Below are 24,920 nucleotides of genomic sequence, written 5' to 3'. Positions count from 1 at the left end.
ATTCCTTGTCGGCCGCGTCAAAGCTGTTATGGTGTGCGGCTCGATTTGACCACGAAGAGTACCGAACATGAGCCAACACCAGTCCAAAGATCCGCTGCACGGCGTGACGCTGGAGCAACTGCTGAATAAACTGGTGGATCATTACGGTTGGTCCGAACTGGGCGCGCGCATTCGCATCAACTGCTTCCTCAGCGATCCGAGCATCAAGTCCAGCCTGAAGTTTTTGCGCCGCACGCCCTGGGCGCGCAAAGAGGTGGAAGACCTGTATATCGATATGGTCAGCCATCCCGCCCCAGCCAGCGATAATCCCTGGCTGCGCGGGCGAGATGGTTAAATCCGGTCAGCGGCGGGCGGCCAGCTCCACCAGCGCCCGATCCAGCGCCTGGCGCAGCAGTTGGCGATCGTGGCGGTAGGGGATGTCGCTCGCTTCCAGCGGTTGCTGAATCACCACCCGATCCTGCACTTCACTGGCGTCCACCGCCGGGCCGACGATCAGCGCATCGATCATCCGGCGGCCTATCTTCTCTTCCATCAGCGTCAGCTTATCCTTTAACGACAGCGCCGCGGCGGCCACGCTCAGCTCGCGGCCGAGATTGCCGATATAGATCATGCTGGCGCTGCTGCGACGCAGCGCCTGGGTGAGATCGTCCAGCAGCAGCAGCGGCATCAGGCTGGTGAGGAAACTGCCCGGCCCGATCAGGATCACGTCGGCCTGCGCGATGGCGTCCAGCGCTTCGCGCGTGGCGCTGACCGGGGGCGACAGCATCAGCTCCTGCGGCATATGGGCCAGCTGGTCGACATTCACTTCACCGTAAACGTGATTGCCTTCGTGATCGTGCGCCATCAAATCCACCGGCTGCTCCGACATCGGGATCAGCGCCGCGTCCACCTTCAGCAGGCTGCGCACCAGGTTGATCGCTTCCAGCGGGCGCACGCTCAGGTGATCCAGCGCTTTTAGCATCAGGTTGCCGAGGTTGTGGCCGGCCAGTTCGCCGTTGCCGCTGAAGCGGTATTCGAACATCGCCGAGGCGACGCTCGGTTCGGTGATCAGCTGGTTGAGACAGTTACGGGTATCGCCCCAGGCAATGCCGCCTTCCGAACGGCGGATGCGGCCGGTAGAACCGCCGTTGTCGGTGGTGGTGACGATGCCGGTCAGGCGGGAGCCTAAGGACGACAGGGCCGACATCACACGGCCCAGGCCGTGTCCGCCGCCTAACGCCACCACGCGGTCGAGATCGGCCAGGGTACGATTACGCATAAATTTCCTTACAAAGGGGCTGAACTGCCCGCATAAGGTAGCGGATCCGGCATAAAAACGCGATAAGAGTGTCATTTGCGTGATTCCGGTCAATTCGTCCGCGCAAGTGACGTTTATCATGGTTTACCTGAATACGCGGCGTCTAAAAACGATGTATAGACAATTATATAGCGAATTTACGCGTTGGCTATCGTTGCCGATTAGCGCTAGAATTCTGCTGAAAACCACGGTTTCGTTCCGGCTACTCAAGGTAGCGGGAAGAGAAATCAAACTCCTAGCCCCTGCGCCTACGTTGTTCATCCGGAACGATATGGTGCCTGGGCCGTGGCGAAGTCAGCCACCAGGGTGCAGAGGGGAAACGCTCGCATCTCCCGACTTTGGAAAGGTGTTATGGTGCCGCAACTCATTGATGCTTATGAGCGCAAGTTCTATTACCTGCGCTTGTCGATCACCGACGTGTGCAACTTTCGTTGCACCTATTGTCTGCCCGATGGCTACAAGCCGAGCGGCAGTCCGAAAAGCTTCCTGTCGCTGGATGAAATCCGCCGCGTCAGCCGCGCGTTCGCCGAACTGGGCACCGAAAAGGTGCGCCTGACCGGCGGCGAGCCTTCGCTGCGCCGCGATTTTACCGAGATCATCGCCGCCGTGCGGGAAAACCCGGCCATCCGTACCCTGGCGGTCACCACCAATGGCTACCGTCTGGCGCGCGACGTCACCGCCTGGCGTGACGCCGGTCTGACGGCGATCAACGTCAGCATCGACAGCCTGGATCCCCGCCAGTTTCACGCCATCACCGGTCAGGATAAGTTCCGCCAGGTGATGGACGGCATCGACGCCGCCTTCAGCGCCGGTTTCAGCAAGGTCAAAGTCAACGCGGTGCTGATGCGCGACGTTAACCACCAGCAGCTCGGCGCCTTTCTCGCCTGGATCAAAGACCGGCCGATCCAACTGCGCTTTATCGAACTGATGGAAACCGGTGAGGGCGGCGAGCTGTTTCGCAAACACCACGTTTCCGGCGAAGTGATTCGCCGGCAGCTGGAGCAGCAGGGCTGGCAGCGCCAGGCGCGCGGCCGCAGCGACGGCCCGGCGCAGGTGTTCAGCCACCCGGACTACCAGGGTGAGGTGGGTCTTATCATGCCGTATGAGAAAGACTTCTGCGCCAGCTGCAACCGGCTGCGCGTTTCTTCCATCGGCAATCTGCACCTGTGCCTGTTCGGCGAGCAGGGGGTGCCCCTGCGCGATCTGCTGGCGGACGACGGCCAGCTCGACGCGCTGAAGGCACGCATCCAGAGCGGGCTGCTGAGCAAGAAGCAGACCCATTTCCTGCATCAGGGCAACAGCGGGATCACCCAGAACCTGTCGTTTATCGGCGGCTGATACCCACATATTTCAAGCCGCAGCGTTGTTGGCTGCGTGCGCTCACCCCAGTCACTTACCGGAGTAAGCTCCTGGGGATTTACGCACTGGCCGCCTGGCTGCAACTTGAAAGCTGTTGGGTATCTCAGAATAGGAGCCTATTGAACCATGAGCCATGCGAGCAGCGAGTTTATTCCGGCGCATATCGCCATCCTGACCGTGTCCGACAGCCGCGGCGCGGCGGAAGACACCTCCGGCCAATATCTGCAGGACGCGGCGCAGGAAGCCGGTCATCAGGTGGTGGATCGCGCCATCGTCAAAGATGATATTTACCAGATCCGCGCGCGGGTTTCCGCCTGGATCGCCGATGACAACGTGCAGGCGGTGTTGATCACCGGCGGCACCGGTTTTACCGCGCGCGACAACACGCCGGACGCGCTGCTGCCGCTGTTCGACAGAGAGGTGGAAGGGTTCGGTGAACTGTTCCGCATGGTGTCGTACGAAGAGATCGGCACTGCGACGATCCAGTCGCGCGCGCTGGCCGGCCTGGCCAACCGCACGGTGATTTTCGCCATGCCGGGCTCCACCCGCGCCTGCCGCACCGCCTGGGAGCGGATTATCGAAGAGCAGTTGGACGCGCGCCATCGCCCGTGCAACTTCCAGCCTCACTTGAAGAAGCCCTGAGTCATGACACAGCTAACCCACATTAACGCCGCCGGCGAAGCCCATATGGTTGACGTGTCCGCCAAGGCCGAAACGGTGCGCGAGGCGCGCGCCGAAGCCTTCGTCGAGATGCTGCCCGCCACGCTGGCGATGATCGTCGACGGCAGCCATCACAAGGGCGACGTGTTCGCCACGGCGCGCATCGCCGGCATTCAGGCGGCCAAACGCACCTGGGAGCTGATCCCGCTGTGCCACCCGCTGATGCTGAGCAAGGTCGAAGTGCAGCTGGAGGCGCAAACGCAGCACAACCGGGTGCGCATCGAAACCTGCTGCCGGCTGACCGGCAAAACCGGCGTCGAAATGGAGGCGCTGACCGCCGCCTCGGTGGCGGCATTGACCATCTATGACATGTGCAAAGCGGTACAGAAAGACATGGTGATCGGCCCGGTACGCCTGCTGGCGAAAAGCGGCGGCAAATCCGGCGATTTTAAGGTGAACGTATGATCGATATTCTTTTCTTCGCGCAGGTGCGCGAACTGGTGGGCACCGGCGGCCTGTCGATGCCGGCGGATTACCCGACCGTCGAGGCGCTGCGCCAGGCGCTGTGTGCGCGCGGCGATCGCTGGGCGCTGGCGCTGGAATCCGGCAAGCTGTTGGCGGCGGTCAACCAGTCGCTGGTGGCGGCGGATCATCCGCTGCGCGCCGGCGATGAAGTGGCCTTCTTCCCGCCGGTTACCGGGGGATAAGCATGGAAAATACCCGCATTCGCGTGGGCGAAGCGCCGTTCAACGTCGGCGACGAGTATCAGTGGCTGGCGCAGTGCGACGCTGATGGCGCGGTGGTGACCTTCACCGGCAAGGTGCGCAACCATAATCTGGGTGATGACGTCAGCGCGCTGACGCTGGAACACTACCCCGGCATGACCGAGAAGGCGCTGGCGGAGATCGCGGCCGAGGCGCGCAGCCGTTGGCCGCTGCAGCGGGTGACGGTGATCCACCGCGTCGGCGCGCTGTATCCCGGCGACGAGATCGTGTTCGTTGGCGTGACCGGCGCGCACCGCAGCATGGCGTTCGCCGCCAGCGAGTTCATCATGGACTATCTGAAGACCCGCGCGCCGTTCTGGAAGCGCGAAGCGACCGGCCAGGGCGATCGTTGGGTAGACGCCCGCGACAGCGATCGCGAGGCCGCGCAGCGCTGGCACGACGCGGCTAAATAACGCGTCAACAGCGGAAACAAATCAAGACCTTTGCCGCTTTCGCCCGGCATATTCTGTGGTACGCTTATAGCAGGCGAAGCCCCGTTCGCGGGGCTTCGGAATCTTGTTTACAACGCAAAAGGTAACCGTCATGGACCGATATCCACGCTCTAATGGTTCAATCGTCGAACGTGCCAACAGCGGCATTCAGGCCTACATGGCGCAGGTTTACGGCTGGATGACCTGCGGTCTGCTGCTGACGGCGTTCGTTTCCTGGTATGCGGCCAACACGCCCGCGATCCTCAACTTCATCTTCTCCAGCCAGATCACCTTCTTCGGCCTGATCATCGCCCAACTGGCGCTGGTGTTCGTGATTTCCGGCATGGTCAACCGCCTGAGCGGCGCGGTGGCCACTTCGCTGTTCATGCTGTACTCGGCGCTGACCGGGCTGACGCTGTCGAGCATCTTCATCGCCTACACCTACAGCTCGATCGCCAGCACCTTCGTGGTCACCGCCGGCATGTTCGGCGCCATGAGCCTGTACGGTTACACCACCAAGCGCGATCTGAGCGGCTTCGGCAGCATGCTGTTCATGGCGCTGATCGGCATCGTGCTGGCCTCGCTGGTGAACATCTGGCTGAAAAGCACCGCGCTGATGTGGGCGATTACCTACATCGGGGTGGTGGTGTTCGTTGGCCTGACCGCGTACGACACGCAAAAACTCAAGGCGATGGGCGAGCAGCTGAACGCCGATGATAAAGACAGCTTCCGCAAGTACGCCATCGTCGGCGCGCTGACGCTGTATCTCGACTTCATCAACCTGTTCCTGATGTTGTTGCGTATCTTCGGCAACCGCCGCTAAATCCGTCGTCTTTCAAGCCATAGGGTATCTGGCGATCAAAAAGCTCTGCATGTGACATGCAGAGCTTTTTTTATGCGATTATGCGATGCTTAATCTTTCGTGAAGCAAAAGGATTTTGCATGATGCCCGATACTTTCCGCTGTATCTTTATCGAAGGTAGTGCGCCCCTACCTGAAGGTTACCTAGACCACACCGTCAAAGTGCTTCTGACCGGTGATGAACGTTTTTCCCTCGATCAATGTTTCTCGCGACGCGCTGCTGCAGCAGGTGCTGAACAGCTACCGGGCGGCATAACGATGAACTCTTCACGTAAAAGGACCTTACGATGACCGAAGCGGCCCGCGTCGGCGATACCATCGGGCACTCCCATGCCCTGGCCGGCATGATTGCCGGCACCCTTGTCGGCGGCCTGATCGCCGCCGCAGGCGCGGTGGCGGCGGGTGCGCTGTTCGTCGCCGGCCTGGCGGCTTCCTGTATCGGCGTCGGTGTGCTGCTGATCGGCGCCAGCCTGGCGGTGGGGTATCTCACCGGGGAGGCGGCCACCGCGGCGCGCGACGGCATTGCCGACGCCGGTGCCGGTAGCCTGACCCCCAAAGGCAATATCGTCACCGGCTCCCCCAACGTCTTCATCAACGGCAAACCCGCCGCGCTCGCCACCAACAGCCAGGTGGCCTGCAGCGACGACGGCCCGAGCATGCAGATGGCGCAGGGCTCCGACAAGGTCAGCATCAACGGCCAACCCGCCTCACGCGTGGGGGACAAAACCAACTGCGACGCGCAGGTGATGGAAGGCTCGCCCAACGTGTTTATCGGCGGCGGCACCGTCACCACCTTGCCGATCAAGCCCGAAGTGCCGGATTGGCTGTACAAGGTCTCTGACCTGACGCTGTTGTTCGCCGGCCTGGTGGGCGGCGTGGGCGGCGCCGCCGGCAAGCTGGGGGCGCTCGGCAAACTGCTGGGCAAGCTGCCCGGCATCAACAAGCTGGCGCGCATCGCCTGCCGCGCCGGCACCTTGATGACCGCCACCGCCGCCGTCGGCATTATCGCTCGGCCGGTGGATATCGTCAGCGGCCAGAAATTCCTCGACGGCGAAGACGATCTCGATTTCGTGCTGCCTTCGCGCCTGCCGGTTGCCTGGCAGCGCTATTGGCGCAGCGGTAACCCCGGCGACGGCGTACTGGGCCGCGGCTGGAACCTGTTCTGGGAGAGCAGCCTGCAGCCGTATCAGGACGGCCTGGTGTGGCGCGCGCCTTCCGGCGACTTCGTCGCTTTCCCCAGGGTGCCGCGCGGTCACAAAACCTACTGCGAAGCCGAAAAATGCTGGCTGATGCACAACGACGACGGCAGCTGGCAGCTGTTTGACGTCGGCGAACAGATTTTCCACTACCCGCCGCTGGCGGGCGACCAGCCGAGTCGGCTCAGCATGATCACCGACGCCATCGGCAACGCCACCTCGCTGTTTTACGACGACGAAGGGTTGCTGAGCGAACTGGTGGACAGCGCCGGGCAGCGCCTGATGTGCCGTTATGCGCAGGGCCGCCTGCGCGAAGTGGCGCTGCAAACCGCCGAAGGCGAACGGACGCTGGCGCGCTACGGCTACGATGAGCAGGGCCAACTGACGACGGTGAGCAACCGCGCCGGTGAGGTAACGCGCCGCTTCGGCTGGCGCGACGGTCTGATGATCAGCCACCAGGACGCCGCCGGGCTGCTGAACGAATACCAATGGCAAGAGATCGACGGCGTGCCGCGCGTGACGGCCTACCGCAACAGCGCCGGGGAATCGCTGGAGTTCGGCTATGACTTCGCCGGCGGGCGCCGCAGCGCGGTGCGCGGCGACGGCAAGCGGGCGGAGTGGCGGCTGGATGACGACGACAACGTGGCGCAGTACACCGATTTCGACCAGCGCCGCTACGGCTTTATCTACCAACGCGGCGAGCTGTGCAGCGTGCTGCTGCCCGGCGGCGCGCAGCGCCAGAGCGAATGGGATCCTTACGGCCGCCTGCTGTCGGAGACCGATCCGCTCGGCCGCGTGACGCGTTATCAATATTCGCGCAACAGCGGCCGGCTGTTCGCCGTCGCGTACCCGGACGGCAGCAGCGAAGCGCAGCACTGGGACACGCTGGGGCGCCCGACGCGCTATGTCGATGCCCTGGGCAATGCCACGCTGTACCGCTACCCGGATGACGAAGAGAGCCTGCCGGCCGGCGTGATCGACGCGCTGGGCGGGGAAGTGAAGCTGGAGTGGGACGCCCGCGGCCAGTTGACGCGGTACACCGACTGTTCCGGCAGCGTGACGGCTTATACCTACGATGTGCTGGGGCAACTGACGGCGCAGACCGATGCCGAAGGCCACCAGACGCGCTACCGGTGGGATAACGGCGGGCGCCTGCACACCCTGATCCACCCGGACGGCGGCGAAGAGCGCTTTAACTGGAATGCGCACGGCCAGCTGGCCGAACATCAGGACGCGCTGGGCAGCCTGACCCGCTGGCAGTACAACGCCCTGGGGTTGCCGGTCAGCATCACCGACCGCATTAACCGCACCCGGCGCTATCACTACAGCCCGCAGGGCTGGCTGACGCGGCTGGAGAACGGCAACGGCGGCGAATACCGCTTCAGCTACGATGCGGTGGGCCGCGTGCTGGCCGAAGAGCGCCCGGACGACACCCGCCACTATTATCGCTACGGCGCGGCCGGGCTGCTGGAGGAGCACCGCGAGGTCGGCCTGCCGGGCGGCGCGGGTGAGCTGACGCAGCGCGAACAGCGCTTCCGCTTCGACGAGGCCGGGCAGCTGGTCTGGCGCAGCAACGCCAGCGCGGAATGGCATTACCGCTTCGACGCCATGGGGCGGCTGCGCGAACTGAACCGCCTGCCGACGGCGAGCGGCGCGGCGCTGGGCATCGAGCCGGACAGCGTGCAGATGCGCTATGACGCCACCGGGCGACTGCTCGGCGAGCAGGGCGTGAACGGCGAGCTGCAATACCAATGGGATGCGCTGGCCAACCTGCAGGCGTTGACGCTGCCGCAGGGCGATCGCCTGCAGTGGCTGTATTACGGCTCCGGCCACGCCAGCGCCATCAAATTCAACCAGCAGGTGGTAAGCGAATTCACCCGCGATCGCCTGCACCGGGAAACCGGCCGCAGCCAGGGCGCGCTGCAGCAGCAGCGGCGTTACGACGCCATGGGCCGCCGCAGCTGGCAGAGCAGCGCCTTTGGCCACGACAAATTGACCCGGCCGGAAGACGGCGTGCTGTGGCGCGCTTATCGCTACACCGGCCGCGGCGAGCTGGCCGGGGTGAGCGACGCGCTGCGCGGCGAAGTGCACTACGGTTACGACGCCGAAGGCCGCCTGCTGCAACACCGCGAACCCAATCAGGGCAAACCGGGCGCGCGACTGGTGTACGATCTGGCGGATAACCTGCTGGGCGAGCGCAGCCCGCAGAGCGACATCGACGCGCACCTGCCGTTGGCGCCGATCGCCGATAACCGGCTGACGCACTGGCAAAAACTGTTTTACCGTTACGACGCCTGGGGCAACCTGATCAGCCGGCGCAACGGCCTGTACGAACAGCACTACCGCTACGACGCCGACAACCGGCTGGTGCAGGCGCACGGCCGCGGCCCGCAGGGCGAGTTCGAAGCACAGTACCATTACGATGCGCTGGGCCGCCGCAGCCGCAAGGCGGTGCGCTACAAGGGCAAAACCGAACAGACGACCCGTTTCCTGTGGCAGGGCTACCGGTTGCTGCAGGAGCAGCGCGACGACGGCAGCCGCCGCAGCTGGAGCTACGATCCGGCCAGCCCGTGGAGCCCGCTGGCGGCGCTGGAGCAGGCGGGCGACAGCCGCTCGGCAGATATTTACTGGTATCACACCGATCTGAACAGCGCACCGCTGGAGGTGACCGACGCGGCGGGCAACCTGTGCTGGTCCGGGCAATACGACACCTTCGGCAAGCTGCAGGGCCAGACGGTGGCCGGCGCGGCGAAGCGGCAGGGCGCGCAATATCAGCAGCCGCTGCGCTACGCCGGGCAATATCAGGACGACGAAAGCGGCCTGCACTACAACCTGTTCCGCTACTACGAACCCGAGGTGGGGCGTTTCACCACGCAGGATCCGATAGGGTTGCGCGGCGGGTTGAACCTGTATCAGTATGCGCCGAACCCGCTGATGTGGGTGGATCCGCTGGGGTTGAGTAGTAAGCCTTGTAAAACAGAAAAAGAGCCGAAAGATTCTTATGAACAAGCTAGGAATAAAGCACTCAAATGGCTTGAGGAACGTGGTTTCAAAGCGGAAAAAGTCAATACAGGGAAATTTGGCGCAACCAGAGGACAACCTGTTGGAATGACCACCCTTGATGGTAAAACAGGGTTTAGGATTGAATATGATGAGAGAAGTGGTGCTCATATCAATGTCTTTAGTGGGAAGGATAAGGGAGAGCACTTCTTATTTGATGCAAAAGAATCTACAGTAACTAAGCTTCAGGAACTATTTGATTTCCCGTCGAAACCGTGGAGAGGAATGTAATGACACTTGATGAAGAAATTAGAAATAAAATAGGTGAGAAATCTATTTTTTTTAATATCGTAGATGATTGGGAATCGATTGCCGATGAGTTATCAGATTCTTTCGAATGGACTGGCTCTAAGATAAGCTGGTCTAAAACAAAGGAACATAAGTTTATTAAGTTACATGGAGACTATCAGTCATGGTTATCTCAGGTGTCTTCTTTTTTAGAGGATAATGCAGTAAATAGAGAAATTTCCATGAGCGATGAGATTTACTACATCAATGATTCCTCTCTGGATTTCTCAGTTAAGATGAACTCTGATAAAATTCATGAATTTCTTGATTTTGCCTTAAAAAATATACCTCAGCATCATTATTTCTTTGAAAGAAATAAAAAGTGGTGCCTTGTAATTAGTTCTGAAGGTTATGCCGATTTTGGTATTTCTGGTAGGTGAAGTGTTGTTGGGATAGACGTCGAAGAACCTTATAAAACAGTTTAAATAAACATCGTTCCTTGAAAGTTAATTAAAAGTTCGATGTTTATTTCACTGAAAACCACCTATGAGCTAGACAGGTAGAACCAGGCCGACGTGCTACCCCGAACATTCAATTGAAAACTATTCTGTGAATTTGGAGAAAAAATAGTGGGAGGTGTGGAGACCTGAAATTAATAAGATAGTTAATGGTGGTAAAGATTGTTAGAGTTTTACAACAAATTTGAGCAACATTGAATATGAGATGTAAGGTAGAGGCTTGAAAAGGAGATATTCGGCTCTTTAAAAATAAAAAAGAGGAAGAGTAAAAACATTAGATTGTTAGTTGCATCAAAGGCCGCTTGCTGCAACACCGCGAACCCAATCAGGGAAAACCGGGCGCGCGGCTGGTGTACGATCTGGCGGATAACCTGCTGGGCGAGCGCAGCCCGCAGAGCGACATCGACGCGCACCTGCCGTTGGCGCCGATCGCCGACAACCGGCTGACGCACTGGCAAAAACTGTTTTACCGTTACGACGCCTGGGGCAACCTGATCAGCCGGCGCAACGGCCTGTACGAACAGCACTACCGCTACGACGCCGACAACCGGCTGGTGCAGGCGCACGGCCGCGGCCCGCAGGGCGAATTCGAGGCGCAGTATCATTACGACGCGCTGGGCCGCCGCAGCCGCAAGGCGGTGCGCTACAAGGGCAAAACCGAACAGACGACCCGTTTCCTGTGGCAGGGCTACCGGTTGCTGCAGGAGCAGCGCGACGACGGCAGCCGCCGCAGCTGGAGCTACGATCCGGCCAGCCCGTGGAGCCCGCTGGCGGCGCTGGAGCAGGCGGGCGACAGCCGCTCGGCAGATATTTACTGGTATCACACCGATCTGAACAGCGCACCGCTGGAGGTGACCGACGCGGCGGGCAACCTGTGCTGGTCCGGGCAGTACGACACCTTCGGCAAGCTGCAGGGCCAGACGGTGGCCGGCGCGGCGAAGCGGCAGGGCGCGCAATATCAGCAGCCGCTGCGCTACGCCGGGCAATATCAGGACGACGAAAGCGGCCTGCACTACAACCTGTTCCGCTACTACGAACCCGAGGTGGGGCGTTTCACCACGCAGGATCCGATAGGGCTGCGCGGCGGGTTGAACCTGTATCAGTATGCGCCGAACCCGCTGATGTGGGTGGATCCGTTTGGGTTGAGTGCGTGTGGTGCTGAAAAAAATAAAAAAACCACATATATTGGCACCAGTAGAAGAGATGCATTTAGACAAGCTAAGCGTGATGCAAAAATCAGTAATAACCAACATCCAAAAATAGATCGGGTTGACTTATTGGATGGTAAAGGTAATAAGATACTTGATGCTAATGGAGCACCTATACAGGTCAGGCAATATCACTATACAAATAGAGAAGGGGGCCCTGTTGTAATCCAAGAGCATAGTCTTGGTCATACAAAGGCAACTGCATTACATGGGGCAGAACCACATTTTAATGTGAGGCCTATCGATAATTTAAATACAGGGAGTTTTCCCGGTACGCATGGCCATTACAATTTTTAATTGGTGATTATATGAATTTATTGGATTTTGTAAGAAGAAACGAGTTTTTAACAAAAGTGTTCCCTAATGGTTTGGAAGAAAGTGTATATATTGGACAGATTGTTTTCGATGTCGAAGGACGTTTGTCAATTAAGATACATACACATCAGAAACCAGCAGTTGATGTGGGTAAGTGGGGGGCTTGGGGAAAGGATTTCAATGTTTTGGTCATAGAGTTAAACGGGGCTGGTTGTGATGATATTAATATTGTCAACTGGAAAAAGGCCTCTTATGCAAAAATTAACATTGTATGTGAAAAGGGTAAAAAATTTATTTCACAGCAGGGAGATGATTGGAGTGTGAATATTGAGTTTGATGATTTTATATTCCAAGGATTTAGTAACTATATTGATGGTGATAAAGATTAAATGTAGCTATGGTTGTCTGGGGCTAGTTCATTAAAGTGTTTTTTTATTATCACGAGTTAATATCGGCTGGTGCAGGCGCACGGCCGCAGCCCGCAGGGCGAATTCGAGGCGCAGTACCATTACGACGCGCTGGGCCGCCGCAGCCGCAAGGCGGTGCGCTACAAGGGCAAAACCGAACAGACGACCCGTTTCCTGTGGCAAGGCTACCGGTTGCTGCAGGAGCAGCGCGACGACGGTAGCCGCCGCAGTTGGAGCTACGATCCGGCCAGCCCGTGGAGCCCACTGGCGGCGCTGGAGCAGGCGGGCGACAGCCGCTCGGCGGATATTTACTGGTATCACACCGATCTGAACAGCGCACCACTGGAAGTGACCGACGCAGCGGGCAACCTGTGCTGGCCCGGGCAGTACGACACCTTCGGCAAGCTGCAGGGCCAGACGGTGGCCGGCGCGGCGAAGCGGTAGGGCGCGCAATATCAGCAGCCGCTGCGCTACGCCGGGCAATATCAGGACGACGAAAGCGGCCTGCACTACAACCTGTTCCGCTACTACGAACCCGAGGTGGGGCGTTTTACCACGCAGGATCCGATAGGGCTGCGCGGCGGGTTGAACCTTTATCAGTATGCGTCGAACCCGCTGATGTGGGTGGATCCGCTGGGGTTGACTGAGGTTACTGTTGGTCGCTGGATGGGACCGGCAGAATACGAAAAAATGGTTTCCACAGGTAAGGTTGTGCAAAGCAACCCATGTAGCATCACCTGCAAATATTGATGCGTTTGGAAAACAAGCTAAACCGGGTACTATGTACGTTGAATTCGAAGTGCCTGAACGATCTTTAATCAAGACTAATGAAGGTTGGGCAAAAATAGTTGGTCCTGACTCGTTGGAGGGGAGATTAGCCAAACGTAAGGGGCTACCAGTACCAGAAATGCCGACTGTGAAAAACATTGAGGTTAAGGCTCATAAAGCAGAATCAGGAATTTCAACATGCTCAAAAAAATAAGTGATTGGATCTTATCTAATAGCCATTATGAAGTTAAGTACAATGCTAATGATTTTACAGATAGTCTGGTTGTTGATATAGATGATGATACGAAGATTGCGCGTTTTACTGTGTGGGATGATGCATCTTGTATGTTGGAGAACATTGATGTTGAAACCGGGAACTATATAATTAATGAACGAAGAGAATTATCAGACGAGGAAACTGTAATAGAAGCATTTAAAGAGTTTGTATCATTGCTTAGAACACAGTTATAAAGATTATTGATCTGAGTTTGATTTACTAATTTTAAATGCTCGTCTTTATGCACTGATGGACTATTAAATAACGATCCGGCGAGTCCGCTGGCGGCGCTGGAGCAGGCGGGCGACAGCCGCTCGGCGGATATTTACTGGTATCACACCGATCTGAACAGCGCACCGCTGGAAGTGACCGACGCGGCGGGCAACCTGTGCTGGTCCGGGCAATACGACACCTTCGGCAAGCTGCAGGGCCAGACGGTGGCCGGCGCGGCGAAGCGGCAGGGCGCGCAATATCAGCAGCCGCTGTGCTACGCCGGGCAATATCAGGACGACGAAAGCGGCCTGCACTACAACCTGTTCCGCTACTACGAGCCCGAGGTAGGGCGTTTCACCACGCAGGATCCGATAGGGCTGGAAGGCGGGTTGAACCTGTATCAGTATGCGCCGAACCCGCTGATGTGGGTGGATCCGTTTGGGCTAAGTTGCTCGCCATCAACGAAGTTGAACCGAAAGTTTAGGGCTTTAGAAAAAGCTCAAAAAACGGCAGTAAATACTCGACATCTACCTGATGGTCGCATTCGCTATTATGACAAAGAGGCATTAGCTAGAACTCAGGGGCCAACAAGAGGACGCTCCCATGTTACAGAATGGGATCCTAAAACAGGGAATGTAAGATCTTGGGAAGAGACTTATAATCATGCAGGAGAGGTCAATCGAGTTCATCCAAAAATGAAAGATGGTGACGTGTTAAACCTGCCCCATTATCCACCAACTAAGGCTGATATCGATGCAGGAATCGCAACTCCTTCAGGTAAAGCAACAGGAATAGGATGGTGATTTAATATGAATGAGATGAGAACGCTGTTTTTAAATGGATTGAACTGTCTTCTTGATGATAATTATAGTTCATCTAAAGTGGCGGACTACGCCTATAGATTTTATCTGGACTATGACATTCCTGACGAAGAACTCTCATATGTAGTAGATTATTTAAAAGGAATTGATTCTGGCCCGGAATTTGAAATGAGCAAAGATGAAGTAATATCTTTCATCAAGCTAAATCTGAAATGATAAATTGAAAACCGGAATGGTTAAAACCTACCCGGCTACAGTATATAGTACTAAACTGACTGAGTCCCTCTCCGTGTTAAAGACAAGTCATGAGGGGGAAGGTCGGACAAGGATAGAGGCATATGGCAGTGATATGAACACGTGGTAAATGTGAATCGCCACGGGTTTAACAGACACCTCAGAGTCATTTAAGATGACTTAAAGAGAGAGGTGCCCATGAGTGGTAAACGTTATCCTGAAGAGTTTAAAATATTTGATCAATATCTTGATTAGTTTCTCTCAGACGTGAGCCGTCACAGACTGTTAAATCAAGCTATAGTGAGCATAACCCCTTCAAACAGTCGTTTGCCAATAAGCTGAGAGGTTATGTCAATGGCATATTCGTGAGTCCCACGCATCGTCGGAGTACCAGCGTTCTGGAAGGGATAAATAATAAAGTTAAGGCGATAAAAAGAATGGCCTAGGGATACCGGGATAACGATTACTTCTTTTTGAAAATCAAAGCAGCGTTTCCCGGTAAAGCGTTATGAACCTTTTTATGCGATTTTGCGGCGGAATAGCGCGTAGGCGGCGCTGCCGGTGGTGGCGGTGATCACCAGCAGCGGCCACAGGCTGTGCCAGATGATGCTGAAGCTGGCGTCCTTCAGGTAGATCTGCTTGGTGATGTCGGTGAAGTGGCGTATCGGGTTGACCCAGGTCAGATCCTGCAGCCACACCGGCATATTCTCCACCGGCGAGACGTAACCCGAGAGCAGGATTGCCGGCATCATGAACACGAACACGCCGATGAACGCCTGCTGCTGAGTGGCGCACAGCGACGAGATCAGCAGGCCGAAACCGACCAGCGACAGCCCGTAGATCAGCATGGTGGCATAGAACAGCAGCAGCGATCCGGCAAACGGGATCTGGTACAGGAAGATGCCGATCAGCAGCACGATGCTGGCCTGGAAGCTGGCGACGATCAGCGCCGGCACCGCCTTGCCGATAAAGATCTGCCAGGTGGTGAGCGGCGAGACCAGCAGCTGTTCCAGCGTGCCCTGTTCGCGTTCGCGCGCCACCGACAGCGAGGTGACGATCAGCACGCCGATGGTGGTGATCATGGCGATCAGCGATGGCACCACGAACCATTTGTAGTCCAGATTCGGGTTATACCAGTTGCGCACCACCAGCTCGCTGTTGTTGGGTTTGGCGCGGTTGCCGAGCAGCTCGTTCTGATATTCCTGCACGATCTGCTGCACGTAGTTGGCGGCGATCTGCGCGCTGTTGGAGTTGCGCCCGTCGAGCAGCAGCTGCAGCGGGGCGGTGTTGCCGGCGGCGATATCGCGCGAGAATTGCGCCGGGAAGCGGATCAGCAGCAGCGCTCGCTGGTTGTCGATGGTGGTCTTTATCTCCTGCGGGCTGCGCAGCAGCAGCACGTGTTGAAAGGCCTTGGCTTTGGCGAAGCGCTGGGTCAGCTCTACCGAGGCCTGGCCACTGTCCTCGCTGTAGACCGCGATGGTGGCGTTGGTAACTTCCAGCGTCGCGGCGAACGGGAACAACAGCACCTGCAGGATCACCGGCATGATTAAAATGGCGCGGGTTTGCGGATCGCGCAGCAGCGCCTGCATTTCCTTGATGATGAGCGTCAACAGACGATGAAACATCGCTCTTTCTCCTCAATCCAGCCGGCGCTGGGTTTTCCAGGCCGTCAGGCCGATGAACACTACGGCGGAAGCGATCAGGAACAGCAGATTGATCAGCAGCACGGTGCCGACGTTGCCCGCCAGGAACAGCGTTTGCAGCGTGCTGACGAAGTAGCGCGCCGGAATGATGTAGGTCACCGCGCGCACGATGGCCGGCATGCTGTCGATCTGGAAGATGAAACCGGACAGCATGATCGACGGCAGGAAGGCGGCATTCAGCGCCACCATCGCCGCATTGAACTGATTGCGGGTGAGGGTGGAGATCAGCAGGCCCATGCCGAGGGTGCTGGCGAGGAACAGGCTGCTGATCAGCAGCAGGATCAGCAGCGAACCGCGATAGGGCACGCCGAGCACCCACACCGCCACCGCCATGCACAGCGCCATGGCGATCATACCGAGGAAGTAATAAGGGATCAGTTTGGAGAGCAGTAGCTCGCTGCGCGTCACCTGGGTGGACAGCAGGGCCTCCATGGTGCCGCGCTCCCATTCGCGGGCGATCACCAGCGAGGTGAGGATGGCGCCGATCACCGTCATGATGATGGTGATGGCGCCGGGAATGATGTAGTGCCGGCTGATGGCCGCCGGGTTGAACCAGTAGCGCATCTGCACGTCAATTAGCGGTTTGTCGCTGTTGCCCCGATCGGTGGCGCGCTGCTGCTGCCAAATTTGCCATACGCCCTGGGCATAGCCCTGCACGAAGTTGGCGGTGTTCGGCTCGCTGCCGTCGGTGATGATCTGGATAGGGGCGCTGTCGTGCGGGCGCGCCATGCGCTGGTCGAAATCGACCGGGATCACCACCAGGCCGCGGATCGTGCCGGCCTGCATCTGCTGGATCAGCTGTTGGCGGTTGTCGCTGATGGTCGGTTCGATATAGGGGGAACCGGCGAACGCCTGGGCCAGATCGCGTGCGTCTTCGCTCTGTTGCTCCATCAGAATGCCCAGATGCAGCTTGCTGGAGTCCAGGTTGATGCCGTAGCCGAAGATAAACAGCAGCATCAGCGGGATGACGAAGGCGATCAGGCCGCTGCTGGGATCGCGCAGTATCTGCCGCGTTTCCTTCAGGCACAGCGCGCGCAGCCGGCGCCAGGAGAAGCCGCCGTCGTCGATTGGGATGCGGTTATTGCTCACCGTGATTCCTCCTCGTCGTAGCCCTGCACCAGCTCGATAAACGCCTGTTCCATCGAGGGGTTGGGATTGTCGTCGCGCGCCACCTGCTGTTTGAGATCGTCCGGCGTGCCGGCGGCGATGATCTTGCCGCGGTACACCAGGCCGATGCGGTCGCAGTATTCCGCCTCGTCCATAAAGTGGGTGGTCACCATCACCGTGACGCCCTTGTCGACCATGCCGTTGATGTGCAACCAGAACTCGCGCCGCGTCAGCGGATCGACGCCGGAAGTCGGTTCGTCGAGGAACAGGATATCCGGTTCGTGCATCAGCGCGCAGGCCAGCGCCAGGCGCTGTTTGAAGCCGAGCGGCAGCGCGTCCGGCGTCTGATCGAGGATCGGCGCGAAGTTGAAGGCGCGGGACATCTCGTCGATTTTGTCGCGCTGCGCCTTGCCGCTCAGGCCGTAGACGCCGGAGAAGAACTTCAGGTTCTGCGCCACCGTCAGGTTGCCGTACAGCGAGAATTTTTGCGCCATGTAGCCGAGGCGCTGGCGCGCCTGGCCGGAGCTGGTCTTGAGATCCATCCCCAGCACCAGCGCCTTACCGCTGGAGGGGATCAGCAGGCCGCACATCATTTTGAAGGTGGTGGACTTGCCGGCGCCGTTCGGCCCGAGCAGGCCGAAAATTTCGCCGCGCCGCACCTGGAAATCAACGTGATCGGTAGCGGCGAAATCGCCGAATTTCTTGGTCAGTTGCACCGCTTCGATCACCGTTTCACCGCTTGCGCCGTTGACGGTCGGCATGATCTCCGCCAGCGCCGAGCGGTGGTTGGGGCCGCCGCCGAGCAGATCGATAAACGCATCCTCGAAACGCGGATCCGCTTCGTCCAGTTCGGCGTCCGGCAGATCCAGCGCCTGCAACAGCTGCCGGTGATCTTCGCCTTCCTTCAGGATCAGGCGCAGAGACTTGCCCTGGATCACCCCGTCGGTGACCGCCGGCAGGCAGATCGCCCGCTGCAGCAGCGATCGATGGCTGCCGGGGGGCGCGGCGATCAATACCGTGCGTCCGGCCATACGGCGGGTCAGCTCCTGCGGCGCGCCGCTGAACAGCAGCTCGCCCTCGTTGAGCAGCAGCACTTCGCGGCACTGCTCGGCCTCATCGAGATAAGAGGTGCTCCACAGGATCAACATGCCGTCGTTGGCCAGCTCGTGCACCATGCGCCACAGCTCGCGGCGCGAGATCGGATCGACGCCGACGCCCGGCTCATCCAGCAACAGCACCTGAGGTTCGCCCACCAGCGTGCAGGCCAGGCCGAGTTTCTGCTTCATGCCGCCGGACAGCTTGCCCGCCAGGCGCTCGGTGAAGCGGGTCAGATCGGTGAATTTCAACAGCCGCTCGAAGGTCTGGCGGCGAAGATCGCCGGTGACGCCGCGCAGATCGGCGTACAGCGTCAGGTTCTCCATCACCGTCAGATCCTCATACAGCCCGAACTTCTGCGGCATGTAACCGAGGATCGCGTGCAGTTGACGATCCTGCGCGATCGGATCCAGCCCGGCGATCCGCAGTTTGCCGCTGCTGGGTTGCAGCAGCCCGGCCAGCATGCGCAGCAGGGTGGTTTTGCCGGCGCCGTCCGGGCCGACCAGCCCGATCACCGCGCCGCTGCGCAGGGTGGTGGTCAGGCTGGCGACCGCCGGTTTCTCAAGCGACGGGAAGCGCTTCTCCAGCTCTTCCAGCTCAATGGTGTGCGCCTGTTCCATGGCCGGCCTCAGGGTTTGGCGAAGCGCAGGGTGACCGGCATGCCCTGGCGCAGCGCGTCGTCGGCGTCGGTGACGATCACCCGCAGGCGGTACACCAGATCGGTGCGCAGATCCGGCGTTTCAACGCTTTTCGGCGTGAATTCCGCGGTCGGCGAGACGAAACCGATCTTGCCGTGGTAAGGCTTGTCGGGGCGGCCGTCGGTGTAGATCTCCAGTTCGGTGCCGGGCACCGCCTGGTTCAGGCTGGTTTCGTTGACGTAGGCGCGCACCCACACCGGCCGGGTCAGCGACAGGGTGAAGACCGTGCCGCCGGCGCCGAGCATGGTGCCCGGCTCCACCGCGCGGGTCAGCACTGTGCCGGCGGAAGGGGAGACCAGCGTGGCATCTTGCAGGTTCAACTGCGCCTGCGCCAGCGCCGCCTCGCTCTGCGCCACGTCGGCCTTGGCCTGTTCGATTTCTTGCGGGCGGTTGCCGCTGCGGTATTGCGACAGCTTGTCCTTCGCCGCCTGCAGGTTGGCCTGCGCCTGATTGCGGGCGGTGCGCGCATCCTCCAGCGCGTCGGCGGAGGTGGCGTTTTTCGCCCACAGCCCCTGCTGGCGTTTCAGGAAGCTGTCGGCGTAGGCGAAGGCGGACTGGCGCTGCGCCATTTCCGACCGTACCTGGGCGATCTCTTCGCTGCGGTAGCCGGCCTGCAGCAGCGACAGTTTGGCGCGCGCGCTGCCGACGTTGGCTTCGGCCTGCTGCAGCGCGTTGCGGTAAGGGGCGTCGTCCAGCTTACCAAGCAGCTGGCCCGGCTGAACGGCATCGCCTTCATCCACCGTCAGCGACGCCAGGCGGCCGTCGACGCGAAAGCCGAGGTTTACCGTGCGGATGTCGACGTTGCCGTACAGCGTCAACGGCTTATCTTGCTGCTGTTGGTAATGCCATACCCCGTAAGCGGCGGCCGCGATCAGCAGAATTAACAATACGATCAAGGCACTGCGTTTTTTGTTCATAACACTCCCTGCCTGAATTTACGCGCCATGACGTTGGCGCAGCCCGGTAACCAGAATCTCAATATGTTCGCTCAGCACGGCGCCGATCTGCGCCGCTTCGTCCTCGCCAATGGCTTGCCAGCCGGCCTGGCGGCGGATGGTTTCGCGCGCCACGCGGAACGACAGCACCTCGCCGATCAGCGCATGGGTATGCAACACGAGGCGGGTCGCCTGTTCGTCGATGCCGGTCGCGGCTGCCAGCAGGCGGCACAGCCGCGCGTGCATCGGCGCGATCACCTGGCTGTGGATCAGCGGGTAGGCCTCGGTCGGGGCGAGCTGTTCGCGCGACATGATTTTGCTCAGGTTCAGCGTGTGCGGCTGGGTCATCAGGTCGCTGAAAGCCAGCAGGCCACGCTGCAGCAAACGCAGCGCCGCGTCGGGTGAGCGCTGCGCGGCGGGCTGTTGCCAGAAGCGATCGACCTCGTCGGCCAGCGGGGCGAACGCCTGCTGGATGAAATCGGCGAGCGACTGCGCCACGGCCAGGTACAGCCCCTCTTTGGAGCTGAAGTAATAGGTGATGGCGGCGATATTCTGGCCGGCGCGCTGGGCGATGTCGCGGGTGGTGGCGCCCTGCAGGCCGCATTCGCCGAACAGTTCGGTCGCCGCGGCGAGCAGCTGCCGGCGCGTTTGCTCGCCGCGCGCTCGGCCGGCGGCCTGATGAGGGACGGAAGCTGGCATGGGTCACGCTCAAAGTTAATCAATCATATGATTAACTTTATGCCAGATTGCTTAAAACGCAACCGCTAATCACAATGAGTTATGTGATCGGCTTCAGACAATGCTGAATTTACGGCAGATTGTGCTCTGGGTGCGTAAAAGTGCTTTTTATTACGCGACTTCTGTTACAATCGCCGCCTGGTGCACTGCAGTTTGTGCCAATCCCTCGTGGTCATGCTTAATGCCCCGTCTGATCATCCTCCCAGGAAACTGCACCGAACACCGTTAGGTTAGGGGGGATCTGGAGTTTTTCTCTTTATGTCATTTGAAACCCTCGGCTTAAGTGCTGAAATTGTGCGCGCTGTTGAAGAACAGGGCTATCGCGAACCGACGCCAATTCAGCGTCAGGCTATCCCTGTCGTGCTGGAAGGTCGTGACCTGATGGCCAGCGCCCAGACCGGCACCGGTAAAACCGCCGGTTTTACCCTGCCGCTGTTGCAGCTGCTGAGCAAGCATGACCATCCGGTCAAGGGCCGTCGCCCGGTGCGCGCGCTGATCCTGACGCCAACCCGTGAGCTGGCGGCGCAGATCGGCGAAAACGTCGATGCCTACAGCAAACACCTGCGCCTGCGTTCGCTGGTGGTGTTTGGCGGCGTGAGCATCAACCCGCAGATGATGAAGCTGCGCGGCGGCGTCGATATCCTGGTGGCAACGCCGGGCCGTCTACTGGATCTGGAACATCAGAACGCGGTTGACCTGTCCAAAATCGAAATTCTGGTGCTGGACGAAGCGGACCGCATGCTGGACATGGGCTTTATCCACGACATCCGCCGCGTGCTGGCCAAGCTGCCGGCCAAGCGTCAGAACCTGCTGTTCTCCGCCACCTTCTCCGACGACATCAAGGCGCTGGCCAATAAGCTGCTGCACAACCCGGCTTCGGTAGAAGTGGCGCGCCGCAACACCGCGTCTGAGCAGATTGAACAGAGCGTGCATTTCGTCGACAAGAAGCGTAAGCGGGAACTGCTGTCGCAGATGATTGGCGAAGGCGACTGGAAACAGGTGCTGGTGTTTACCCGCACCAAGCACGGCGCCAACCACCTGGCGGAACAGCTGAACAAAGACGGCATCACCGCTGCGGCGATCCACGGCAACAAGAGCCAGGGCGCCCGTACCCGTGCGCTGGCCGACTTCAAAGACGGCCGCATCCGCGTGCTGGTGGCGACCGACATCGCGGCGCGCGGCCTGGATATCGACCAGCTGCCGCACGTGGTGAACTACGAGCTGCCTAACGTGCCGGAAGACTACGTACACCGTATCGGCCGTACCGGCCGCGCGGAGCGCACCGGCGAAGCTATCTCGCTGGTGTGCGTGGATGAGCACAAGCTGCTGCGCGACATCGAGCGTCTGCTGAAGCGTGAAATTCCACGTATCGCGTTGCCGGGCTACGAGCCGGATCCGACCATCAAGGCCGAGCCGATCATCAACGGCCGTCAGGGTGGCGGGCGCGGCAACGGCGGCGGTCAACGTTCCGGTAACGGCGGTGGTCAGCGCAGCGGCAACGCGAACGGTGGCCAACGTGAAAACCGCGGCAACGGTAACGCCCGCCCGCAGGGTGATGGCCAGCGCCGTTCCGGCGCGCCGGCTTCGCGTCGCCCACGCAGTCGCAAACCGGCTGAATAAGCCTGATTGCTCAAAGAGTAAGCCGCCGATACGGGCGGCTTTTTTTTTGCCTGGCGGAACGGCATTTTCGTACTAGGCTGGACGGTGGCTAACCCTACATTCCAGGAGACGGAGATGAAATTGAAGTGCGCAATTCTCGATGATTACCAGCAGGTGGCGCTCAAGATGGCGGACTGGTCGGCGCTGGCCGATCGGGTGGAGGTGTCCGCCATCAGCGCACACTTTACCGATGAGACGGAGCTGGCGGTGCATCTGCAGGAGTGCGACATTCTGGTCATCATGCGCGAGCGCACGCCGATGACCGCCTCGCTGCTGGCGCGGCTGCCGAAGCTGAAGCTGTTGATCACCTCCGGCATGCGCAACGCTTCTATCGATTTGGCCGCCGCCGCCGAGCGCGGCGTCGTGGTGTGCGGCACCAGCAGCGGGTCGGCGGCGCCGATGGAGCTGACCTGGGCGCTGCTGCTCGGGCTGGCGAAGCATATCGTGCCGGAAAGCGTCGGGCTGAAAAACAACGGCCCGTGGCAGCGGGATCTCGGCGTTACCCTGCAGGGGAAAACGCTGGGGTTGCTGGGGCTGGGCAAGATCGGCGGCCAGATGGCCCGGGTGGCGCAGGCGTTCGGCATGCGGGTGTTGGCCTGGAGCCAGAACCTGACGGCGGAACGGGCGGCGCAGGAGGGGGCCCTACTGGCGCCGTCCAAACGGGCGTTGTTCGAGCAGAGCGATTTTGTCTCTATCCACCTGGTGCTGAGCGATCGCAGCCGCGGGTTGGTGGGGCGCGACGAATTGGCGGCGATGAAGCCCACCGCTTACCTGATCAACACCTCGCGTGCGGCGATCGTCGATCGGGCGGCATTGGTGGACGTGCTGCAACAGCGGAAGATTGCCGGTGCCGGGCTGGATGTGTTCGAGACGGAGCCGTTGCCGGCCGACGATGCGTTTCGTCAGCTGCCCAACGTGCTGGCGACGCCGCATGTGGGTTACGTGGCGGACGACAACTACCGCGCCTACTTCACCGAGGCGGTCGAGGACATTGCGGCGTTCCTCGCCGGCCAACCGATCCGCCGGCTGGGCTGACGGCGCTTTTAATGCCCGCAGAGGCTTGTCTGGCGCGGGCATTCACCCGTATCATTGCGGGTCTTTTTTTAGCTGGGATTGGTCATGCGCGTATTATTGGCTCCGATGGAGGGCGTTCTCGATTCTTTGGTGCGTGAGTTGCTCACCGACGTGAACGACTACGATCTGTGCATCACCGAATTTTTGCGCGTGGTCGATCAGCTGCTGCCGGCCAAATCGTTCTACCGGCTGTGCCCGGAGCTGCGCCACGCCAGCCGTACGCCGTCGGGCACGCTGGTGCGCGTGCAGCTGCTGGGGCAGTACCCGCAGTGGCTGGCGGAGAACGCCGCGCGCGCGGTGGAATTGGGCTCTTACGGGGTCGATCTCAACTGCGGCTGCCCGTCCAAGCTGGTAAATGGCAGCGGCGGCGGGGCGACGCTGCTCAAAGATCCGGAGTTGATCTACCAGGGCGCCAAAGCGATGCGCGCGGCGGTGCCGACCCATCTGCCGGTCACGGTGAAGGTGCGCCTGGGCTGGGACTCCTCCAGCCGCAGTTTTGAAATCGCCGATGCGGTGCAGCAGGCGGGCGCCAGCGAGCTGACGGTGCATGGCCGCACCAAAGAGGACGGCTACAAGGCGGATCGCATCAACTGGGCGGCGATCGGCGAGATCCGCCAACGGCTTAGCATTCCGGTGATCGCCAACGGCGAGATCTGGGATTACCAGAGCGCGCAGGATTGCCTGCAGGCGACCGGCTGCGACGCCATCATGCTGGGGCGCGGCGCGCTCAACGTGCCGAACCTGAGCCGGGTGGTGAAGTACAACGAACCGTGCATGCCCTGGCCGCAGGTGGTTGAGCTGCTGCAAAAATACGTCCATCTTGAAAAGCAGGGCGACACCGGCCTGTATCATGTGGCGCGTATCAAACAGTGGCTGGGCTATTTGCGCAAAGAATATGACGAAGCCACCGAACTGTTTAGCGAAATACGCGCGCTGACGACGTCAGGGGATATTGCGCGCGTCATCTGCCGTAGCTAAAAATAAACCCGCACGCGGCGGGTTTATTTTAAATCGGTATTATCAGGCGGCTTTGTCGAGACGGTTAAATTCTATCTCGATATCCTGAATGATTTTTTCCAGCCCTTCCAGGCAGGCGCCCTGTTTATTCAATAGGTCGTTAATGGCTTCGGCGAACGCCTTATTTTTGCATTCCCCCTGATCGAAGGCCAGCCAGTGTGCGGAGAGCGTCTCGGTATTCGCCTGCGCATAGTGGCGCATTTCCTTCAGCTGGGAAGCGACGTTGCGTAAATTATCCAGCTGCGCCTGTGCGTTTGCATTGTTGCTCATGAATTTC

At 59.6% G+C, this 24,920-nt stretch carries 23 protein-coding genes, 4 pseudogenes and 1 riboswitch; of the genes and pseudogenes, 20 read left to right on the top strand and 7 right to left on the bottom strand.

What is annotated here, in order from left to right; translation table 11 throughout:
• Positions 1-67: 67 nt before the first annotated feature.
• The gene (locus ACYF6X_RS14135; RefSeq protein WP_063991145.1) at positions 68-334 is read left to right on the top strand and encodes a VF530 family protein; all 267 of its coding nucleotides are present in this window, start codon (positions 68-70) and stop codon (positions 332-334) included.
• A gap of 6 nt (positions 335-340) precedes the next feature.
• On the opposite strand, the gene yvcK is transcribed toward ACYF6X_RS14135, so the two are convergent.
• A complete protein-coding gene (gene yvcK / locus ACYF6X_RS14130) occupies positions 341-1,258 on the bottom strand; it encodes a uridine diphosphate-N-acetylglucosamine-binding protein YvcK (protein WP_063991146.1) in 918 nt (305 codons plus the stop codon).
• Positions 1,259-1,517: 259 nt separating this feature from the next.
• Positions 1,518-1,662: riboswitch (molybdenum cofactor riboswitch) on the top strand.
• Here yvcK and moaA point away from each other — a divergent pair.
• The 16 genes and pseudogenes from moaA to ACYF6X_RS14050 all read left to right on the top strand — a co-directional run.
• Positions 1,649-2,635: a GTP 3',8-cyclase MoaA gene (gene moaA / locus ACYF6X_RS14125; RefSeq protein ID WP_165384407.1), complete on the top strand. Its 987-nt coding sequence runs from the start codon at positions 1,649-1,651 to the stop codon at positions 2,633-2,635. (Overlaps the previous riboswitch by 14 nt.)
• A 147-nt stretch (positions 2,636-2,782) precedes the next feature.
• Positions 2,783-3,298, top strand: a complete 516-nt coding sequence (moaB, locus tag ACYF6X_RS14120; RefSeq protein ID WP_130018671.1) for a molybdenum cofactor biosynthesis protein B — start codon at positions 2,783-2,785, stop codon at positions 3,296-3,298.
• A 3-nt stretch (positions 3,299-3,301) separates the two neighbouring features.
• Complete coding sequence (moaC, locus tag ACYF6X_RS14115; RefSeq protein ID WP_049201144.1) at positions 3,302-3,781, top strand: cyclic pyranopterin monophosphate synthase MoaC; 480 nt, start codon at positions 3,302-3,304, stop codon at positions 3,779-3,781.
• Positions 3,778-4,023: a molybdopterin synthase sulfur carrier subunit gene (moaD, locus tag ACYF6X_RS14110; RefSeq protein ID WP_019453985.1), complete on the top strand. Its 246-nt coding sequence runs from the start codon at positions 3,778-3,780 to the stop codon at positions 4,021-4,023. Before moaC ends, moaD begins: the two co-directional genes overlap by 4 nt.
• 2 nt (positions 4,024-4,025) lie before the next feature.
• Entirely contained in the window at positions 4,026-4,493 is a 468-nt protein-coding gene (gene moaE, locus ACYF6X_RS14105) for a molybdopterin synthase catalytic subunit MoaE (RefSeq protein ID WP_130018670.1), read from the top strand.
• A 130-nt stretch (positions 4,494-4,623) separates the two neighbouring features.
• Complete coding sequence (locus tag ACYF6X_RS14100) at positions 4,624-5,334, top strand: Bax inhibitor-1/YccA family protein (RefSeq protein WP_033637508.1); 711 nt, start codon at positions 4,624-4,626, stop codon at positions 5,332-5,334.
• A 119-nt stretch (positions 5,335-5,453) separates the two neighbouring features.
• Positions 5,454-5,663: a hypothetical protein gene (locus tag ACYF6X_RS14095; protein ID WP_406880091.1), complete on the top strand. Its 210-nt coding sequence runs from the start codon at positions 5,454-5,456 to the stop codon at positions 5,661-5,663.
• Positions 5,660-9,859 (top strand): RHS repeat-associated core domain-containing protein, encoded by a 4,200-nt coding sequence (locus ACYF6X_RS14090; RefSeq protein ID WP_460923924.1) that lies wholly within the window; start codon positions 5,660-5,662, stop codon positions 9,857-9,859. Before ACYF6X_RS14095 ends, ACYF6X_RS14090 begins: the two co-directional genes overlap by 4 nt.
• Positions 9,859-10,296, top strand: coding sequence for a type IV secretion protein Rhs (locus ACYF6X_RS14085; protein ID WP_130018808.1), 438 nt, complete (start codon positions 9,859-9,861; stop codon positions 10,294-10,296). The genes ACYF6X_RS14090 and ACYF6X_RS14085 overlap by 1 nt, the downstream gene beginning before the upstream one ends.
• A gap of 371 nt (positions 10,297-10,667) precedes the next feature.
• Positions 10,668-11,879: pseudogene (locus ACYF6X_RS14080) on the top strand (RHS repeat-associated core domain-containing protein); the annotation flags it as partial.
• Positions 11,880-11,890: 11 nt separating this feature from the next.
• Positions 11,891-12,286 (top strand): hypothetical protein, encoded by a 396-nt coding sequence (locus ACYF6X_RS14075; protein ID WP_130017443.1) that lies wholly within the window; start codon positions 11,891-11,893, stop codon positions 12,284-12,286.
• 63 nt (positions 12,287-12,349) lie between these two features.
• Positions 12,350-13,286, top strand: a pseudogene (locus ACYF6X_RS14070) (RHS repeat domain-containing protein); the annotation flags it as partial.
• Positions 13,271-13,543: an immunity protein TriTu family protein gene (locus ACYF6X_RS14065; protein WP_130017444.1), complete on the top strand. Its 273-nt coding sequence runs from the start codon at positions 13,271-13,273 to the stop codon at positions 13,541-13,543. The pseudogene ACYF6X_RS14070 and the gene ACYF6X_RS14065, both read left to right, overlap by 16 nt.
• 75 nt (positions 13,544-13,618) lie before the next feature.
• Positions 13,619-14,018: pseudogene (locus ACYF6X_RS14060) on the top strand (RHS repeat-associated core domain-containing protein); the annotation flags it as partial.
• A gap of 353 nt (positions 14,019-14,371) precedes the next feature.
• Positions 14,372-14,599, top strand: coding sequence for a hypothetical protein (locus tag ACYF6X_RS14055; RefSeq protein ID WP_107227319.1), 228 nt, complete (start codon positions 14,372-14,374; stop codon positions 14,597-14,599).
• Positions 14,600-14,937: 338 nt separating this feature from the next.
• Positions 14,938-15,060: pseudogene (locus tag ACYF6X_RS14050) on the top strand (transposase); the annotation flags it as partial.
• Between the two features lie 75 nt (positions 15,061-15,135).
• On the opposite strand, the gene ACYF6X_RS14045 reads toward ACYF6X_RS14050, so the two are convergent.
• The 5 genes from ACYF6X_RS14045 to ACYF6X_RS14025 are packed head-to-tail and all read right to left on the bottom strand — an operon-like array spanning position 15,136 to position 20,854.
• A complete protein-coding gene (locus ACYF6X_RS14045) occupies positions 15,136-16,242 on the bottom strand; it encodes an ABC transporter permease (protein WP_063991148.1) in 1,107 nt (368 codons plus the stop codon).
• A gap of 12 nt (positions 16,243-16,254) precedes the next feature.
• Positions 16,255-17,409 carry an ABC transporter permease gene (locus ACYF6X_RS14040; protein ID WP_130017445.1) on the bottom strand — a complete coding sequence of 385 codons (1,155 nt, stop codon included), beginning with the start codon at positions 17,407-17,409 and terminating at the stop codon, positions 16,255-16,257.
• Complete coding sequence (locus ACYF6X_RS14035) at positions 17,406-19,142, bottom strand: ATP-binding cassette domain-containing protein (RefSeq protein WP_130017446.1); 1,737 nt, start codon at positions 19,140-19,142, stop codon at positions 17,406-17,408. The genes ACYF6X_RS14040 and ACYF6X_RS14035 overlap by 4 nt, the downstream gene beginning before the upstream one ends.
• 8 nt (positions 19,143-19,150) lie before the next feature.
• Positions 19,151-20,137: a secretion protein HlyD gene (gene hlyD / locus ACYF6X_RS14030; RefSeq protein ID WP_107227323.1), complete on the bottom strand. Its 987-nt coding sequence runs from the start codon at positions 20,135-20,137 to the stop codon at positions 19,151-19,153.
• A gap of 18 nt (positions 20,138-20,155) precedes the next feature.
• Positions 20,156-20,854 (bottom strand): CerR family C-terminal domain-containing protein, encoded by a 699-nt coding sequence (locus ACYF6X_RS14025; protein ID WP_107227324.1) that lies wholly within the window; start codon positions 20,852-20,854, stop codon positions 20,156-20,158.
• A gap of 297 nt (positions 20,855-21,151) precedes the next feature.
• Here ACYF6X_RS14025 and rhlE point away from each other — a divergent pair, with 297 nt between their 5' ends.
• From rhlE to dusC, 3 genes are all read left to right on the top strand, one after another.
• Complete coding sequence (rhlE, locus tag ACYF6X_RS14020) at positions 21,152-22,513, top strand: ATP-dependent RNA helicase RhlE (RefSeq protein ID WP_063991153.1); 1,362 nt, start codon at positions 21,152-21,154, stop codon at positions 22,511-22,513.
• Between the two features lie 114 nt (positions 22,514-22,627).
• A complete protein-coding gene (locus ACYF6X_RS14015) occupies positions 22,628-23,587 on the top strand; it encodes a D-2-hydroxyacid dehydrogenase family protein (RefSeq protein WP_130017447.1) in 960 nt (319 codons plus the stop codon).
• Between the two features lie 84 nt (positions 23,588-23,671).
• Positions 23,672-24,604, top strand: coding sequence for a tRNA dihydrouridine(16) synthase DusC (gene dusC, locus ACYF6X_RS14010; RefSeq protein WP_130017448.1), 933 nt, complete (start codon positions 23,672-23,674; stop codon positions 24,602-24,604).
• Positions 24,605-24,646: 42 nt separating this feature from the next.
• Here dusC and ACYF6X_RS14005 read toward each other — a convergent pair whose 3' ends face one another.
• Positions 24,647-24,913, bottom strand: a complete 267-nt coding sequence (locus ACYF6X_RS14005; RefSeq protein WP_107227326.1) for a hypothetical protein — start codon at positions 24,911-24,913, stop codon at positions 24,647-24,649.
• Between the last annotated feature and the right edge of the window lie 7 nt (positions 24,914-24,920).

Source organism: Serratia sp. ID 25-353 (genome assembly GCF_054792795.1).
This window is presented reverse-complemented; position numbering and strand designations above follow the sequence as displayed.

What these genes read in the sequence shown, in the direction of transcription:
- ACYF6X_RS14135 (WP_063991145.1), top strand. Translation starts at nt 68, where the DNA reads ATGAGCCAACACCAGTCCAAAGATCCGCTGCACGGCGTGACGCTGGAG.
- yvcK (WP_063991146.1), bottom strand. Translation starts at nt 1,258, where the DNA reads ATGCGTAATCGTACCCTGGCCGATCTCGACCGCGTGGTGGCGTTAGGC.
- moaA (WP_165384407.1), top strand. Translation starts at nt 1,649, where the DNA reads ATGGTGCCGCAACTCATTGATGCTTATGAGCGCAAGTTCTATTACCTG.
- moaB (WP_130018671.1), top strand. Translation starts at nt 2,783, where the DNA reads ATGAGCCATGCGAGCAGCGAGTTTATTCCGGCGCATATCGCCATCCTG.
- moaC (WP_049201144.1), top strand. Translation starts at nt 3,302, where the DNA reads ATGACACAGCTAACCCACATTAACGCCGCCGGCGAAGCCCATATGGTT.
- moaD (WP_019453985.1), top strand. Translation starts at nt 3,778, where the DNA reads ATGATCGATATTCTTTTCTTCGCGCAGGTGCGCGAACTGGTGGGCACC.
- moaE (WP_130018670.1), top strand. Translation starts at nt 4,026, where the DNA reads ATGGAAAATACCCGCATTCGCGTGGGCGAAGCGCCGTTCAACGTCGGC.
- ACYF6X_RS14100 (WP_033637508.1), top strand. Translation starts at nt 4,624, where the DNA reads ATGGACCGATATCCACGCTCTAATGGTTCAATCGTCGAACGTGCCAAC.
- ACYF6X_RS14095 (WP_406880091.1), top strand. Translation starts at nt 5,454, where the DNA reads ATGATGCCCGATACTTTCCGCTGTATCTTTATCGAAGGTAGTGCGCCC.
- ACYF6X_RS14090 (WP_460923924.1), top strand. Translation starts at nt 5,660, where the DNA reads ATGACCGAAGCGGCCCGCGTCGGCGATACCATCGGGCACTCCCATGCC.
- ACYF6X_RS14085 (WP_130018808.1), top strand. Translation starts at nt 9,859, where the DNA reads ATGACACTTGATGAAGAAATTAGAAATAAAATAGGTGAGAAATCTATT.
- ACYF6X_RS14075 (WP_130017443.1), top strand. Translation starts at nt 11,891, where the DNA reads ATGAATTTATTGGATTTTGTAAGAAGAAACGAGTTTTTAACAAAAGTG.
- ACYF6X_RS14065 (WP_130017444.1), top strand. Translation starts at nt 13,271, where the DNA reads ATGCTCAAAAAAATAAGTGATTGGATCTTATCTAATAGCCATTATGAA.
- ACYF6X_RS14055 (WP_107227319.1), top strand. Translation starts at nt 14,372, where the DNA reads ATGAATGAGATGAGAACGCTGTTTTTAAATGGATTGAACTGTCTTCTT.
- ACYF6X_RS14045 (WP_063991148.1), bottom strand. Translation starts at nt 16,242, where the DNA reads ATGTTTCATCGTCTGTTGACGCTCATCATCAAGGAAATGCAGGCGCTG.
- ACYF6X_RS14035 (WP_130017446.1), bottom strand. Translation starts at nt 19,142, where the DNA reads ATGGAACAGGCGCACACCATTGAGCTGGAAGAGCTGGAGAAGCGCTTC.
- hlyD (WP_107227323.1), bottom strand. Translation starts at nt 20,137, where the DNA reads ATGAACAAAAAACGCAGTGCCTTGATCGTATTGTTAATTCTGCTGATC.
- ACYF6X_RS14025 (WP_107227324.1), bottom strand. Translation starts at nt 20,854, where the DNA reads ATGCCAGCTTCCGTCCCTCATCAGGCCGCCGGCCGAGCGCGCGGCGAG.
- rhlE (WP_063991153.1), top strand. Translation starts at nt 21,152, where the DNA reads ATGTCATTTGAAACCCTCGGCTTAAGTGCTGAAATTGTGCGCGCTGTT.
- ACYF6X_RS14015 (WP_130017447.1), top strand. Translation starts at nt 22,628, where the DNA reads ATGAAATTGAAGTGCGCAATTCTCGATGATTACCAGCAGGTGGCGCTC.
- dusC (WP_130017448.1), top strand. Translation starts at nt 23,672, where the DNA reads ATGCGCGTATTATTGGCTCCGATGGAGGGCGTTCTCGATTCTTTGGTG.
- ACYF6X_RS14005 (WP_107227326.1), bottom strand. Translation starts at nt 24,913, where the DNA reads ATGAGCAACAATGCAAACGCACAGGCGCAGCTGGATAATTTACGCAAC.